This is a genomic window from Fibrobacter sp. HC4, assembly GCF_023373925.1.
Lineage (GTDB): Bacteria > Fibrobacterota > Fibrobacteria > Fibrobacterales > Fibrobacteraceae > Fibrobacter.
In genome coordinates this window covers 44,806-59,513 of sequence record NZ_JALCZV010000001.1, presented here as the reverse complement: position 1 = coordinate 59,513, position 14,708 = coordinate 44,806, and the positions used below count along the sequence as shown (strand labels likewise).

Below are 14,708 nucleotides of genomic sequence, written 5' to 3'. Positions count from 1 at the left end.
CACAATTAGCGGTGTTTTACCCGCTTTTTTTATCTTGGGTGGTTGAAACACCTCTTTAAAATTTCTCTATTTGTGCTGGTTTTAGACTATCCGTGGAAAACGCCTCGCCTCGAACTGAGTTTCTGTGCAAGGTGTCTTCCGTAAGCGGATGGCAATTTTTATATAAGAGGTCTATTTGGCAGCCCCGAACTTAAAGTTGGATGCACTGATCGCCGAAGCTTGCGCTGCAGCTGGCGTTACATTGGTGGAACAGGATTTGTTCCGCGCCGGAAAGAGAAAGACTCTCCGCCTTTACATTGACAAGCCCGAAGGCGTATCTATCGATGACTGCACTGCTGTCAGCCACCACCTCTCTGACGCTTTTGACTTGGATCCCGAGATTATTGAAGGTGCTTTCACCCTGGAAGTGTCTTCTCCCGGGTTGGACCGCCCCCTGAAGTCGGTCGCCGATTTTACCCGCAACAAGGGTCGCAATATCCGCGTAACACGCAGCACAGGTAAGCCTGTCGTTGGCACTCTGGTTGATGCGGATGAAGAAAATTTGACGCTAACCGTAAAAGGCAATCCCGAGAATGTGGTCATTCCTCGGTCCGAAGTGCTGGTAGCGAAAGTAGATGTACAAATATAATAGGAAGGTCATGTTATGAAGAACGAACCGAAAGTTAATTTGCTCGAAGTGCTGAAGGGCGTTGTCGAAGCCAAGGATATGGAAGATTCCGTTGTCCTGAATGCTCTCAAGGAAGCCCTGGTCACTGCAGCTCGCAAGTACCTGCATATCGAGAAGAAAATCGATGTGGACTTCGATATGGAAACCAACGAAGTTCATGTGTTCCTTCGCGTGGCCGTCGTTGACGACTATCCGGATTACGATCCTGAAATGACCGCTGACGAAGTGGAAGAACTGGACAAGGGTTACATGCTGGTTGAAGAAGCTCGTGAATTCAACGAAGACGCTCAGCCCGGTGACTCCCTGGAAATGGAAATTCCTATTTCCACCTTCGGCCGTCAGGCTATCCAGACTGCTAAGCAGCTCCTGAACCAGCAGATCCGCGACGTCGAACGTCAGAAGATTATGGACACCTATCGTAGCCGTATCGGCTCCATGGTCAGCGGCGAAGTTCTCCGTCTCGAACAGAGCAACATCATCGTCAAGCTGGGCAAGCAGACCGAAGCTATGATCCCGTTCCGCGAACAGATCAAGCGTGAACGCTGGACCCAGGGCGCTTCCATCAAGGCTGTTATCGCTCGCGTCGAAGAATCCTCCAAGACTGGCGCACAGGTGATCCTGTCCCGCGCTAACGGTGACTTCCTCAAGGAACTGTTCCGTCAGGAAGTTCCCGAAATTTACGAAGGCACTGTCGAAATGAAGGGTGTCGCCCGCGAACCGGGTTTCCGTGCTAAGATTGCCGTTTACTCCCGCGACGAAAAGATCGACCCCGTTGGCGCTTGCGTCGGCATGAAGGGTGCTCGCGTTCAGACTATCGTCCGCGAACTGGGCAACGAACGTATCGACATCGTTCAGTGGAATCCGGATCTGGATGTGTTCATCCAGCGCGCTCTCGCTCCGGCAAACGTCATTAAGTTGATTCACGTTCCTGAAACTCGCCGCACTGTCGTTATCATCAGCGACGAAAACCTGGCTCTGGCAATCGGTAAGAACGGCCAGAACGTCAAGCTGGCTGCAGAACTCGTTCAGCGTAACCTGGATGTGTTTGGCGAAAAGGAATGGTCCGAAAAGGACGATGAGACCAAGGCTAAGATCACTTCTCCCTCTGTGGCCGATATGCACCAGGCTGCAGGCCGTAAGGGTCGCTAATCGAAGTTAGCGTAGATCGCTGAAGGTCAAAGGGGCCTGCACAAGGGGTGTAGGCTTGAAAGAATTGAAAAAAGGAATATGGAAAGCTAATTCATGGCAATTGAAGATCAAATTAAACCTACAGATTGGGCTGAATCCCACGGCGTCAAGGTTGACGTTGTTATGAAACTGCTTCGCGACGCGGGCGTAACTGTCCGTACTCACATGTCCAAGGTTGCCGCCGCAGACTATGAGAAGATCGAAGCCGCTGCCGAAGCTGAAAAGCAGAAGGCCGAAGCTCGTAACAAGAATTTGAAGAAGAATACGGCTGACCATGCTCCTAGCGCAAGCGCTGCCAAGAAGCCCGCTGCCCCCGCCGCTGGTGGTCGTACTCTGAAGGCAACTCTCATTAAGGGTGCCAAGGTCACCATCAAGAAGGGCGCTGCTGCTCCTGCCGCTGCGGTTTCTAAGCCCGCTGCTGCCCCTGTTGCCGAAGCTCCCAAGGCTGAAGTTAAACCTGTGGCTCCTGCCGCACCTGCTGCAGTTAAGCCTGCTGCCCCTGCCGCTCCCGCAGCTCCCAAGGTCGAAGCCAAGCCGGTCGAAGCTCCCAAGGCCGAAGTTAAGCCTGCTGCTCCTGCCGCTTCCGCAGCTCCTAAGGTTGAAGCCAAGCCGGTCGAAGCTCCCAAGGCTGAAGTTAAGCCTGTGGCTCCTGCCGCTGTTAAGCCTGCTGCACCGGCTGCCGCTCCCAAGGCTGAGGCTCCCGCTGCCAAGCCGGCTCCTGCCGCTCCCGCAGCTGCCAAGCCTGCTGCAGAAGCTCCCGCCATGGTTACTCCGGGTATGGAACTGAAGCAGCCTCCTATGAAGGCTCAGGTCTTTAAACCCGATGCAGCAATTCTTGCTCGTATCGAAAAGTCTCGCCAGATGGCTCAGCAGAACCGCGGCGGACATCGTGGCCCCGGCGGTCCCCGTGGAAACGGCAATGCCCAGGGTTACACTGGAACTTTTGGCCGCCTGAACAACAATGGCGGTCAGGACAACCGCAATGGCGGTAACCGTCGTCCGGGCCAGGGTGGCCCCGGTGGTGATCGCAATAACAACAATGGCGGTCGTTCCTTTACTGGCCGCACCAGCGGCTTTACCGGCTCCTCTATGCAGGATGCCTTCAATGCAAGCAACAACCAGGCCTTTGGTGGCCAGGGTGGCTTTGGCGGTCAGAACCAGAATGGCAAGGGTGGAAAGCCCGGTCAGCAGAATGGTCGCCATGGTCAGAACGACAAGAACCGTCGTGGAAACAACGGTAAGGATCGCGACCAGCAGAAGGAACAGCAGCAGGAAGCCGTACGTCAGAACGTTTCTCGCGTGATGGCTGACCTTTCCAAGAAGCCTGTCAAGAAGGTTTACCGTAAGGAAAAGGCCGAAGGCGAAGTTTCTGAAGAAAAGAAGATTCTTAAGACTTCTGACTTCATCACCGTTGGCGAACTTGCCGGCCTGATGGAACAGATGCCTGCTCGCGTTATCGCAAAGTGCATGGAAATGGGCATGATGGTGACCATCAACGCTCGCCTTGACTTTGAAACCATCCAGCTCCTGGCCGACGAATTCGGTTTCGAAGCCCAGCTGATGGAAGAATACGAAGAAGAAGCACTGGGTGTTGAAGAAGAATCCACCGAAAATCTGCAGCCCCGCCATCCGGTGGTGACTGTGATGGGTCACGTTGACCACGGTAAGACTTCTCTCCTCGACTGGATCCGTAAGACTCACGTGGTCTCCGGCGAATCCGGCGGCATTACCCAGCATATCGGTGCTTACGAAGTTACCACCAGCCAGGGCAAGGTTACCTTCCTTGATACCCCGGGTCACGAAGCCTTCAGTGCTATGCGTGCTCGCGGTTCTCAGGTGACCGACGTTATCGTGCTGGTTGTGGCTGCTGACTCTATGGTCATGCCCCAGACTGTTGAATCTATCGAACTTGCAAAGCGCGAAAAGGTTCCCATGGTCGTGGCCATTACCAAGATCGACCTTCCCACTGCTAACCCCGACAAGATTCGTGCCCAGCTGGCCGAACGCGGCGTAGAAGTGGAACAGTGGGGTGGTACTACTAGCTGTATCGAAGTCTCTGCCCGTACCGGTCAGGGTATGGATCAGCTCCTCGAAACTCTGGCTCTTGAAGCCGAAGTTCTTGAACTTAAGGCTAACCCGGATGCTCACGCTCGCGGTGCTGTGGTTGAATCCAAGCTTGACGTGGGTAAGGGTTCCATGGCTACGATCCTCGTGCAGAACGGTACTCTCCATGTGGGTGACCCGTTTGTCTGCGGTATCTACGCTGGTCGTGTCCGTGCTATGTTCAACGAACGTGGCGAACAGCTCAAGGAAGTTCCGCCTTCTGCACCTTGCCAGGTGCTTGGCTTTGACGGTACCCCTCAGGCTGGTGATGACCTTATCGTTGTGGAAGACGAAAAGGCCGCACGAGAAATTGCTTCCAAGCGTCGTATGGCCGCCCGTGAACGCGACCTCCGCGCCCGTAAGACCGTTTCTCTTGAAAATACGTTTAACGAAAAGAAGGATGGTAAGCTCTCTGAACTCAACCTCATCGTCAAGGCTGACGTGGGTGGTTCTGCCGAAGCTCTTGCCGCATCCCTCGAAAAGCTTACCAATAAGGAAGTCCGCGTGAACATCATCCGTAAGGGTGTTGGTACTATCACGGAATCCGATATCTTGCTTGCTACTACCGCTCAGGCTATCATCGTTTCCTTCCACTTGATGCCGTCTCTCGCTGTCCGCGAAATGGCCCAGAAGGAAGGCATCGAAATCCGCAACTACCGCGTGATTTACGACTGTATCGAAGATATTACCAACGCTGTGGAAGGCTTGCTCAAGCCCACCATGCGCGAAGAACTCAGCGGCGAAGCCGAAATTCGCCAGGTCTTCAAGGTTCCCAAGGTCGGTCTCATCGCCGGCTGTATGGTTACCGATGGTTCCGTGGACCGCGAAAGCCATGTCCGCGTATACCGCAATGGTGTAGAACTGGGTACTACCGTGGTTCAGTCCCTCAAGCGTCTTAAGGACGATGTCAAGTCCGTTGCTCGTGGCTTCGAATGCGGTATCGGTCTTAAGGGTTACGACGATATTCGTGAAGGCGATAGCTTGATCTTCTTCAAGGAAGTCTCCGTTGCACGTACCTTGAAGGATGTGGCCCGCGAAGAAGCCGAAGAAAAAGCCAAGAAGCAGGCTGAATCTTCCGAAGCGTAAGCGATTACCATAAGGAATATAAATGAGTCGTAGAACCGACAGATTAGGCGAACAGTTCCGTGAGGAAATCTCCAAGCTCTTGCAGAAGGGCTTGAAGGATCCTCGCGTCAGTACGCTTTCTAGCATTACCCGTGTAACGATCACCGATGACCTGAGCTATGCAAAGATCATGGTATCTGTCATGGGTTCCGATAAGGAAAAGCGCGATTCCTTGATCGGCCTCAACAATTCCGCTGGCTTTATCCGCGGCGTTTTGGGCAAGGCCCTCAAGATTCGCAAGATTCCCGAATTGAACTTTGTGCTAGACGAGAACCTGGAACACGCCATGCATATCGAAAGCATTCTTGCCGACTTGAAGCAGAAAGGGGAACTCTAATTGTCCAATTCTGGCTTCGTCTTATTAGACAAGATTGCTGGTGAAACTTCTTTTAAGGCCCTTTTCCCTCTGAAAAGGGTCTTTTCTACGAAGCGTGTTGGTCATGCCGGTACGTTAGACCTACGTGCCTCCGGCCTGATTATTGCCGCTACGGGTCGCGTCACCCGTCTGCTGCCTTTTGTAGAGGCCAAGGACAAGTGTTACAGCTTTAGACTCCATCTGGGCTACCAGACCGATACCCTGGAATGGGACGGCGAAGTGGTTATGAGCGATGAGTGCCGAGCCGTGAGTAGTGAGTCAAATGCGGAAAGTTTAAAGGTTAAAGAGATTTCCGTTGCGGATCTTGAGGCGGTATTGCCCCAGTTCACTGGCAACATCGAGCAGATTCCGCCTAAGTATTGTGCGGTAAAAATTAACGGTGTCCGCGCCAGCGACCTGATGGAACGTGGCCGAGATATCGAACTGAAGCCCCGCAAGATTAACATCAGCTCCCTGAAGGTGCTGGGTGCTGTTGCCAACGATGCCACTGAAGGATGCTCTGGCAAGGCTTTTGCCACTTTCGACTTGATTTGTGAATGCTCCAAGGGTACTTATATCCGTGCCCTGGGCCGTGATATTGCCCGTGCCCTTGGAACTTTTGGCTGCGTTTCCCATATCCGACGTCATCGTATTGGCGAGGTTACCTTGGATAAGGCTGTCCGTGGCGATGATCTGACCCGCGAACACTTGCTGCCTGTGGACCAGGTGCTTGATTTCCCCGTGGTCCGTCTTGACGACGCGCAGCTGGCGGTCATCCGTCAGGGAAATTATCTGCCCTGGAAAACTCCCATTGAAGGTGTGGATGCCGAAGGCAACGTCTTTGTAGCCAACATGCAAGGCGAAGTCCTCAGTTTCTGTCACTATGAACCTGGCCGCATCAGGCCCAAGATCTACCTAGCCGAAGATGAATAAGAAACGTGCTGTTACCATGGGGAATTTTGATGGTTGCCATCTTGGCCACCAGGCTTTGTTCCGCTCCCTTAAGGCTGTGGCTGAAGCTAACGGTTTACTCCCTACGGTTATCAGTTTCGAACCTCATTCCAACTACGTACTTCGCGGCCCGGGGAATCCGCTCCTGCTGACTACGACTGCTGAAAAACGTGATTTTATCAAGAGCCTGGGATTGGATTTTGTGGTGATCCCTTTTACCCGCGACCTGATGCACTTGCCCTTTGATGAGTTTATTCGTACAGAGCTGATTGAAAAACTGGACGTGTGCTCCATGTTCTTCGGTCATGACCACTGCTTTGGCGCTGGTGGCAAGGGCAATTACGAATCCATTACGGCCGCCTTCCCGGAACTTTCTACCCAGATGCTTTCCATCGTGCTCCACAAGGGGGAACGCGTCAGTTCTTCTGCCGTGCGAACCGCTCTGGAAATGGGGGATGTTGATCGTGCCCAGACCTACCTGGGACGTCCCTATCGACTTTCCGGTCATATTGTTAGCGGTAAACGCCTGGGACATACCATTGGGTTCCCTACGGCAAACCTGCAGGTGGAACAGTACAAGTTCCTGCCTAAGCGCGGGGTCTATGTGGCGACGGCCCGACTTCCTGAAGAGGACGGCTCTGAACGTGTTTTCCGTGCTGTGGTGAATATTGGTATTCAGCCTTCTACGGGGAATCAGCCTCTGGCCATCGAGGCCTATTTATTGGATTTCAGCGAAGATATTTACGGCAAACCCATGTATCTGGATCTGATGGGCTATCTTCGTCCTGAGCAGAAATTTGCCAGTTTAGACGATCTTGTACGTCAAATTGGTATGGATGCCGATACAGCCCGCAATTACAACGGCAACCACTGGGCTGAATAGTCTCTTGTTGTGATATAATCGTAAGATTTAAGTATATTTCAACGCCATTATAAAACAACTTTTTTGTGCTTAGTCACATTGTGTTTATAGGTGGTTGATAAAAGTTGCTAAACGCAGAAATATAACGTATCTTTGTCAAAGAGGTGTGTGAAGATGCGTAAATTAAACTTTACTTGGATTGCCGTTCTGGTGGCTACCGTCATGGCAGCTGCACAGGATGCCGGTCTTTATTTGAATTTCTCAGACGATGGCGCTGGAAATGGCGTCGTTTCTCAGTCTGTAGAGATGTGCGATCTCTGTACGACCTCTCGTCAGATTACCAATGGTAGTGTTTCCCATGAATTGAATGATATTCTTTCCACTCTGTGGAGTGGTAAGACCGCAGGAAGTGGTACGCTGACCTTCAAGTCCGATATCGATTTCCAGGAAATTGGCGAAAACGGTGAATGTGTTACTCAGCATGAACCCATCAAGATTCGCAATAAGGTCTTGATTGAGGGCAACGGCTACACCTTCAAGAATGTTTGCTACAAGAAGGCCATAGACTATACCGATAGGACTACTCTTATGAGTGGCCATGTTGGTGTTTTTGATACCCTTTTCAATGCTACTGTTTCTAATATCAGGATCGAAAACGTCGATATTGAAATCAGCGCAAATGATACTGACAACATTCCTAGCGACGCCTTGAAATATTACTATGGCGTTGGAGCCTTGGTTGGTCATGTTGATAGCTCCGATATTTCTGGCATCACTCTGAAGAACGTCCGCGTTTCTAGCCTTGTTGTTGGTGGTGTCGCGGGTATTGCCCAGAGGGTAAACTTTGATGGCATTACAAGCGAAGATATGCTGGACATTTCCAACACCATCCTGATGGAAAGGAACACTGGTGTCGTCAAGGGTACGAATAGGTCAGGTCGTTATTATGCCTGTGTTGGCGGTCTTGTGGGTTATGGTCTGAACCTGTCTGCCAAGGATGTGGATATCTCTGCAGAACTGAATAGTTCCAAGGGTGCTTTTGTTGCCATGGGCGGCCTTGTGGGCCAGATGTTCATGGACAGCCGGAGGAGCAGCAAGGTTCTAAATTTCCATAATGTGAATGTCGGGGCCGGATCTTCTATTAAGGGCGGCGCTGCCATGGGTGGCCTCTTTGGTGGTTTCTTCCCCAGTGAAACTAGTTATGGCCTGGAATCCTCTTTTGATAAGGTTTCCTTTGACGGTTCAATTTCGAACTCTAGCGCTATTTCTGACTCTGTATATATTGGCGGTCTGATTGCCCGCTCCTATCAGATTATTCGCCCCCTGAAGATTTCTGAAAGTTTCGTAAAACTTTCTGTTGATGATACCCGTTCCTCTAAGGCTATCTACTATAACGCTGGTGGTCTTGTTGGTGGTATGGGTGGTAATGAAAAGGCTGTTGATACTACCGGCTATCTGTCTATCTATAATACCAAGGTCGATGGAAAAATCAAAGTTGTAGACAAGAACGCAAATAGCAGTTCTAATAAGGGCTATGTGGCTATGGGTGGCGTGGCTGGTGTGGGTTACCTTGCAGCAACAGAAAAAGCTTTTGCGAATAACACCGTCAGAGTTTCTATGGATGCAGCCCTGAATCTTTCTGAAGCAGATTCCCTGGATATGGGGGGCTTCTTTGGGTATGTGGGCATGCGTGATGAATCTAATGCGGGACTGCGGTTAAAGTCTTCTGCTTATTATGGTTTTATCAAGGTTACCGGTGTAAATAACGGAAATTATGTTGGTGGAGCCGTAGGTGAGTTCCGTAAGGGTGAAAGTGGTAATCATATTGTTTTTGATCGTATAAAGCTTTCTGCAGAAAACGCAACGTCTCTGATTTCTATTAATGCGGATGATGATGCCTCTATGAAGCGCACTGGTTATGTGGGGGGCGTTTGCGGCTACTGCAGAAGTCCGTCTATGGATAGGGTTGCCGTTCATGGCGATATTGATGTACTTGGAAACGTTGATAATGTGGATGCCCTTTATGTGGGTGGTTTTTTGGCTTACATTTCTACTGGTGCTCCTGACCGTGATTTTTACATTACGAATTCCTATCTCAAGGGAACAATCCATGTGTCGACGCCTGCTACCACAGATCATCCGTTCTATGTTGGCTATATGGGCGGCATGCTGTCCTTGAATAATTCTACTGCAGCACATACTATCATGTCTAACTATCATTTGGGTAGTGATGCTTACGATGCCTTTGGATCTTTCGTTAGCGTCACTATGAAAAGTTGGCTTGCCTCTGTTAAGTCCTGCTCTGGTGTAGAAAAAGTTTTTTGCTGGGATATTCAGTATAACGTTCGCAATGGTTCTAACAACCTGGACGAAAACGAAAACGGAACTCTTGCCGCTAGTGACATGAAGTCTTCCTTGCTCACCACATTGAATATGCCTTACCGTTTAGGTAAAGTGGATGAAAAGATCTGGACTATTGATGAAACCGGTGTAACCAACGAAGGTTATCCCTATTGGATTGGTGAACCCGAAGGTGACGTTCCCGTTGTACTTGAACCGGGAAGTTCCAGTTCCAAGGATCTTGAAAGCTCCAGCTCCGAAGAAGTTGTTGAATCTTCCAGCAGCGCTGAACCCGAGTCTTCCAGCGAAGCCGAACCAGAATCTTCTAGCGAAGTTGAACAGTCTTCCTCTTCCGAAGAACCTGAATCTTCTAGTTCCAAGGAACCGGAAAGTTCCAGCTCTGTAGAAATCGTTGAATCTTCCAGCAGCGCTGAACCTGAGTCTTCCAGCGAAGCCGAACCTGAATCTTCTAGCGAAGTTGAACAGTCTTCCTCTTCTGAAGAACCTGAATCTTCTAGTTCCAAGGAACCGGAAAGTTCCAGCTCTGTAGAAATCGTTGAATCTTCTAGCAGCGCTGAACCTGAGTCCTCTAGTGCAGTAGAACCCGAGTCTTCTAGTAGTGAAGTGGAAGAATCTTCTTCTTCTGTTATCGAGGTGGTTGAAGTGTCTTCTTCTAGCGAACCGCTGGTTTGGCGTGCTGGTGCCTGGAACATGGTTTCTCTGAAGGCTCTGAAGAAACATCAGATTATCCCCACGAAGGGCGATTACCTGTACTGGTGGGATGAAAGCGCTACCATTGGCGACTTCTGGCAATATCAGGCCTACGGATTCAAGGGTGATGAAAATGATGTTACCGGCTATTGGTATCAGAGCACCAAGGATATCGTAATCAATGGCAATGACCCGATTCCTGAAGGTGCAGAAATTGTTTGGGAAGTGGATAGCATCAATAGCGGTTGGAACATGGTTGCTAATCCCTATGGTCAGGCAATCGATCTTTCTTGCGATGAATTGAAGGATGTTGCTATCTGGCGTAGAAATGCTGAAGGCACAGACTATGATCCCGAGGTTAAGGTACTTGGCCCCTATGAAGGAGCTTGGATTAAGGTAAATTCTCCGAGAACGATTCGCTTTAGTGCAAAGCCGGTCGCTGCTAAAAAAGCATTGCAGAAGGCAAACTTTGCTGAAGCAGAAGGTTGGAGTCTGAAGGCAGTCCTGTCTGACGATTATGGTAGAGTTGATTCCTGGAATGTTATGGGTGTTGCCTCTCGTGAACAGAAGATGGAAGAACCTCCTGCCGGTATGGGTGGCTATGTTCGCCTGTCTATCGTTGAGGATAATGTCTTGCTGGCAAAGAGCCTCAAGTCTGAATCCGATGAAATGAGCTGGACTGTTCGACTGAGTGCATCCAATAACCATGAAGGAACTCTTCAGCTTGAAGGTGTCGAAAAGGTAAGAGCGCTGGGCAAGAAGGTCTTTGTATCTGTAGATGGTCGCACTACCGAAATGACGGAAGGTAAATCTATCAAGGTGGCTCTCAAGACCAGCTCCAAGACGGCTACGGTAACCGTAACTTCTGGCAATAAGCCTGTGGTTGCATCCAATGCCATTCGCAATATCCGCGGAATCCGTTCTGCTGAGGGGCTGAATGTGAACTTTGATGTGAACTCTGATCTGATGGGTCAGACGGCTCGAGTAGATGTGGTTAGCGTTTCTGGTAAGGTTGTGGCTACGGCTAAGTTTAACGCAAATGCCGGTGCCAACAGCGTAAACCTGAATGTCAAGGACCGTGGACTTTACATCGTCAGCGTCCGCGTGGGCTGCCAGAGTTCTGTGAAGAACATTGCCGTCAGGTAATTCAGTTTAATTAAAAATTAGACGTTATAAATCAGCGATTATACATCACTAGAATCGTCGGCGAACTTAGCAATTTGTTCGCCGATTTCGTCTGCAAGTCGGGGGTCTTCGTTATAGACCGCCACGATTTTTTTGCAACCCAATTCCAACAGTTTGCGGACCATGGCGTTGTCGCGCCGGGCTCGTAAATCGCGGATGGCCAGGTCTATCAGCTTGACGTCGGCCTGTACCGGGTAGCCCTTCATGAACTGGTAGAACTGCTTGATTTGCACTTCGTATTGTTCATCGGATTCCAGGGCTAGAAGGAACGGAATCACTCGGGTGTTTAGAAGTTTGCCCATGTCACCGACGAAGGTATTCAGGGTAACGCCCCTAGGGAACAGTTCCTCGGTGTCTTTCTGCAAATCGTCGGTATCCACAAATTCGCCAGTCTCGATCTGGGCCAGAGCTTCGTTCAGGAAATCCATTTCCTTGCGGCGGGCCTGTTCGCGGTAGACTGCCTGGTAATAGATGGGCAATGTGGTAAGGCAGTAATGAGCCTGACCTACTCCCATGAATTCGCCGATGTAGTAAATGTCGGCGTCCTCTTCCAGAATTTCGGATTCGCTAGTGAAATTTCCAATCCTTGCGGGAATGGGAATGACTTCCATGTTGGAAAGTTCGTGAAGGCGTTCGCGCATCTTATCTACGTCAACGTTTTCGGGAATCTCGATTCCTTCGGATTCCATACGTTCCAACATATTGTCAAACTTTTCGTCCATGGCGTCGGACAGGGCGCGGCGCTGGCTCTTGGTGGGCAGAGACTGTCTAAAGTCTCCTTCCAGAGTCAGGATGCCGTTCTTGATCATGTCATCAAAAGGCGAACCGCTAGTCTCGTTGTCGGGATTGGGTAAAATGCGGGCGTATGCGATCATGCGACCGCACAAGTTCTCATCATTGCCTTTTTTCTGTTCGATACCTAACATACAAGGCAAATATACAAAATGTCTTGTCTTGTAATGTCTAGGATGCGTTTTGTCGCGTCATTCATAACTTGTTTTTCCAAGTCTTCCTGAACGTGTTCGCCATATCATCTTGAACGTACCCAACGTCATCCTGAACTTGTTTCAGGATCTCACTGCACACGGATAACTTGCAGTTTCTTATAACCGGGTGCTACAATGCGTACCAGATAATTGCCAGCCGGCATACCAGACACGAATTTAGAAAGTTCATGAATGTCGGAAACGTTCATATTGCGAATAAACTTTCCTTGAATGTTGTACAGCTGGACGTTAAACGTTCCGTTAACCAGATTCATCTGGTGGTTTGCTATGCCGAGGGTTGTATCCGCAGGTGTTTCGCCGCCGTTAGGATCTTCTGGATCTTCTTCCGTGATGGTTTCTACCTTCAGAGGCGTCAGCACAATCTGATCCAGGTTCGGGCCGTCATTGTTTCCTACTACAGCAAACTGGATGTAGCTTGCTCCGCGGGGCAGTTCAATTTCGATTTCCTTGGACGGGTAGGTTTTCCAGTCTGCGGTCTTTTCGAAAGTGACCTGCTGGGCCTCGGCAGGATCTGCTGCCTTGATAATTAAATCACGGTCTGCGGAACTTCCGTTGGCGTAATACATCTCCATCTTGTAGGTTCCGGCAGCTTCCACATAAACAGGAACGTTCACGTAGGAATTGCCTGCGCCGAAGTTGACATAGCCTGTACCAGCAAAGCCTGCATTGGTGCTTTCGTTGACGCCATTTTCGATAACGCCACTTTCGGCCTGGAATGTGTCTACGCCCTTTGCTGCAAAAGTGGCGCCGAGTTCAATATCGCCGGTGGCGGTAATCTCGAGGGGGTTGCTGGCAGAAGTGGCGGAAGCTCCGGTCCAGCCTTCAAAAGTCCAACCTTCGATGGGCTTGGCGGTGAATGTTGCCTTTTTGCCTTCTGCAACCTTGTTACCGCTGAGGGAACTTTCGATGGTTCCACCGATGCTGTTATTCAGGGAGACCTTGTAGTAAGTGGCATTGCTTTCTACAACGGAAACTTCGTTGGAGGTGGCGCCGAGACCGCCCATGGAGTTGGCTGCACGAACGGTAACTTTTGATCCTACAGAAACTCCCTCAAGATCAAAACTGTTGGAGGCGACGCTAGTCTTGAATTGTCCGTTTACGAATATGGCCCAGCAGCGAGCGTTTTCGTTGTCGTCCCAGACAATTTCATTTCCTTCCTGGGAAATTTTGGGGGCCGCCATTTGAACGGTCAACTTGTTGGGTTCCCAATTATCGGAACCGCCCATGATGTTTTTCAAGCTGTAATTTGCGGCATCACTGGCAGACCAAACTGTTTTCAGGGACTTGGCAGAGGAGGCATCCTTGCCGCCGTTGAAGTAAGTCTTGCGGCGGCTCACGTCAATGGCTCCGCCGTTGCCGTTCTTGCTGTTGTATTCACCGAAAACGGTGGGGGCAGAATTCATGTCGGCACCCCAACCTTCTGCTGTAGGCTGGGCGTACATGGTGGTGTTCAGGAAGGCCACCTTGGCGTGGTTCCAGGAACGTCCCAGATAGAAGGTGCCGTTATAGCTGCCATTGGAAACGTTAATCTTTGCGTTGTTGAAAACGTAGCCCCATTCAGTAGAGGTCTGTGCGGCTGTAATGTACCCGCCATTGCGAGTCATTACAAGATTCGTTCCTTCGAAAAAGACGTCTCCATTACCGCAAATGAAGTCTACGGTACCCTGGATTTCACCATCTTCCCAGTAGGTTCGGCCCTTGTTGGTATAATAGGTGTCCTGCCCACTGACCAGCTTGACGTTCTTGAAAATATTCTTGTCGCCGGAATTCTGCTGGATAGTCACCTGGCGGCATGCAGAGGATCCGCAATAGGTGCTCTTGTTCTGGATGGTCAGATCCTGCAGGTACATGCCCTTGTTTCCGGAGAGGTACAAGGTGGCTGTGTGGCCGATGCTTTCGGTATCGGTCTTGTTGGCAATAATTGCCTTGTCGCGGGTCTGGCCAATCAGCGAAACGAATGAGGTGGAGAATGTGGTTTTTCCGTGACGGTCTGCCGTCACTTTGGTCAAGTCGTATTCACCATCAGGGAAGAATATGACAAAGCGTTTTGATTCGCTGGGGGAGGCGGCGCTGGCTGCGGCCATGGCGGCCTTGAAGTCTCCATCAACGCCCACAACGAAATCAAACTTTCTTTTTTCCACTGCCATGGCTGTAGAGGCAAGCCCCAGACACAACGGCGCGATAATAAAGGTGGAATTTCTTTTCATCTTTTAT

General features: G+C 50.4%; 9 protein-coding genes. 7 read left to right on the top strand and 2 right to left on the bottom strand.

The features are described 5' to 3' along the window. Positions 1–175: 175 nt before the first annotated feature. From rimP to MMG03_RS00190, 7 genes are all read left to right on the top strand, one after another. Positions 176–628, top strand: coding sequence for a ribosome maturation factor RimP (rimP, locus tag MMG03_RS00220; protein ID WP_073155788.1), 453 nt, complete (start codon positions 176–178; stop codon positions 626–628). Positions 629–643: 15 nt separating this feature from the next. Next, a complete protein-coding gene (gene nusA, locus MMG03_RS00215) occupies positions 644–1,816 on the top strand; it encodes a transcription termination factor NusA (RefSeq protein WP_088658797.1) in 1,173 nt (390 codons plus the stop codon). Between the two features lie 93 nt (positions 1,817–1,909). After that, positions 1,910–5,044 carry a translation initiation factor IF-2 gene (gene infB, locus MMG03_RS00210; protein WP_073233617.1) on the top strand — a complete coding sequence of 1,045 codons (3,135 nt, stop codon included), beginning with the start codon at positions 1,910–1,912 and terminating at the stop codon, positions 5,042–5,044. 22 nt (positions 5,045–5,066) lie between these two features. After that, complete coding sequence (gene rbfA, locus MMG03_RS00205; protein WP_073155795.1) at positions 5,067–5,420, top strand: 30S ribosome-binding factor RbfA; 354 nt, start codon at positions 5,067–5,069, stop codon at positions 5,418–5,420. Beyond that, positions 5,421–6,371 carry a tRNA pseudouridine(55) synthase TruB gene (gene truB, locus MMG03_RS00200; RefSeq protein ID WP_249505344.1) on the top strand — a complete coding sequence of 317 codons (951 nt, stop codon included), beginning with the start codon at positions 5,421–5,423 and terminating at the stop codon, positions 6,369–6,371. Beyond that, on the top strand, positions 6,364–7,272 hold the full coding sequence (gene ribF, locus MMG03_RS00195) for a riboflavin biosynthesis protein RibF (RefSeq protein WP_073155801.1): 909 nt from the start codon (positions 6,364–6,366) through the stop codon (positions 7,270–7,272). The genes truB and ribF overlap by 8 nt, the downstream gene beginning before the upstream one ends. 153 nt (positions 7,273–7,425) lie before the next feature. Further along, the gene (locus tag MMG03_RS00190) at positions 7,426–11,448 is read left to right on the top strand and encodes a T9SS type A sorting domain-containing protein (RefSeq protein WP_249505343.1); all 4,023 of its coding nucleotides are present in this window, start codon (positions 7,426–7,428) and stop codon (positions 11,446–11,448) included. Between the two features lie 38 nt (positions 11,449–11,486). Here MMG03_RS00190 and MMG03_RS00185 read toward each other — a convergent pair whose 3' ends face one another. Together MMG03_RS00185 and MMG03_RS00180 are read right to left on the bottom strand one after the other, a co-directional pair. After that, positions 11,487–12,413, bottom strand: coding sequence for a hypothetical protein (locus MMG03_RS00185; protein ID WP_073233623.1), 927 nt, complete (start codon positions 12,411–12,413; stop codon positions 11,487–11,489). A gap of 149 nt (positions 12,414–12,562) precedes the next feature. Beyond that, entirely contained in the window at positions 12,563–14,701 is a 2,139-nt protein-coding gene (locus tag MMG03_RS00180; RefSeq protein WP_249505342.1) for a pectinesterase family protein, read from the bottom strand. Between the last annotated feature and the right edge of the window lie 7 nt (positions 14,702–14,708).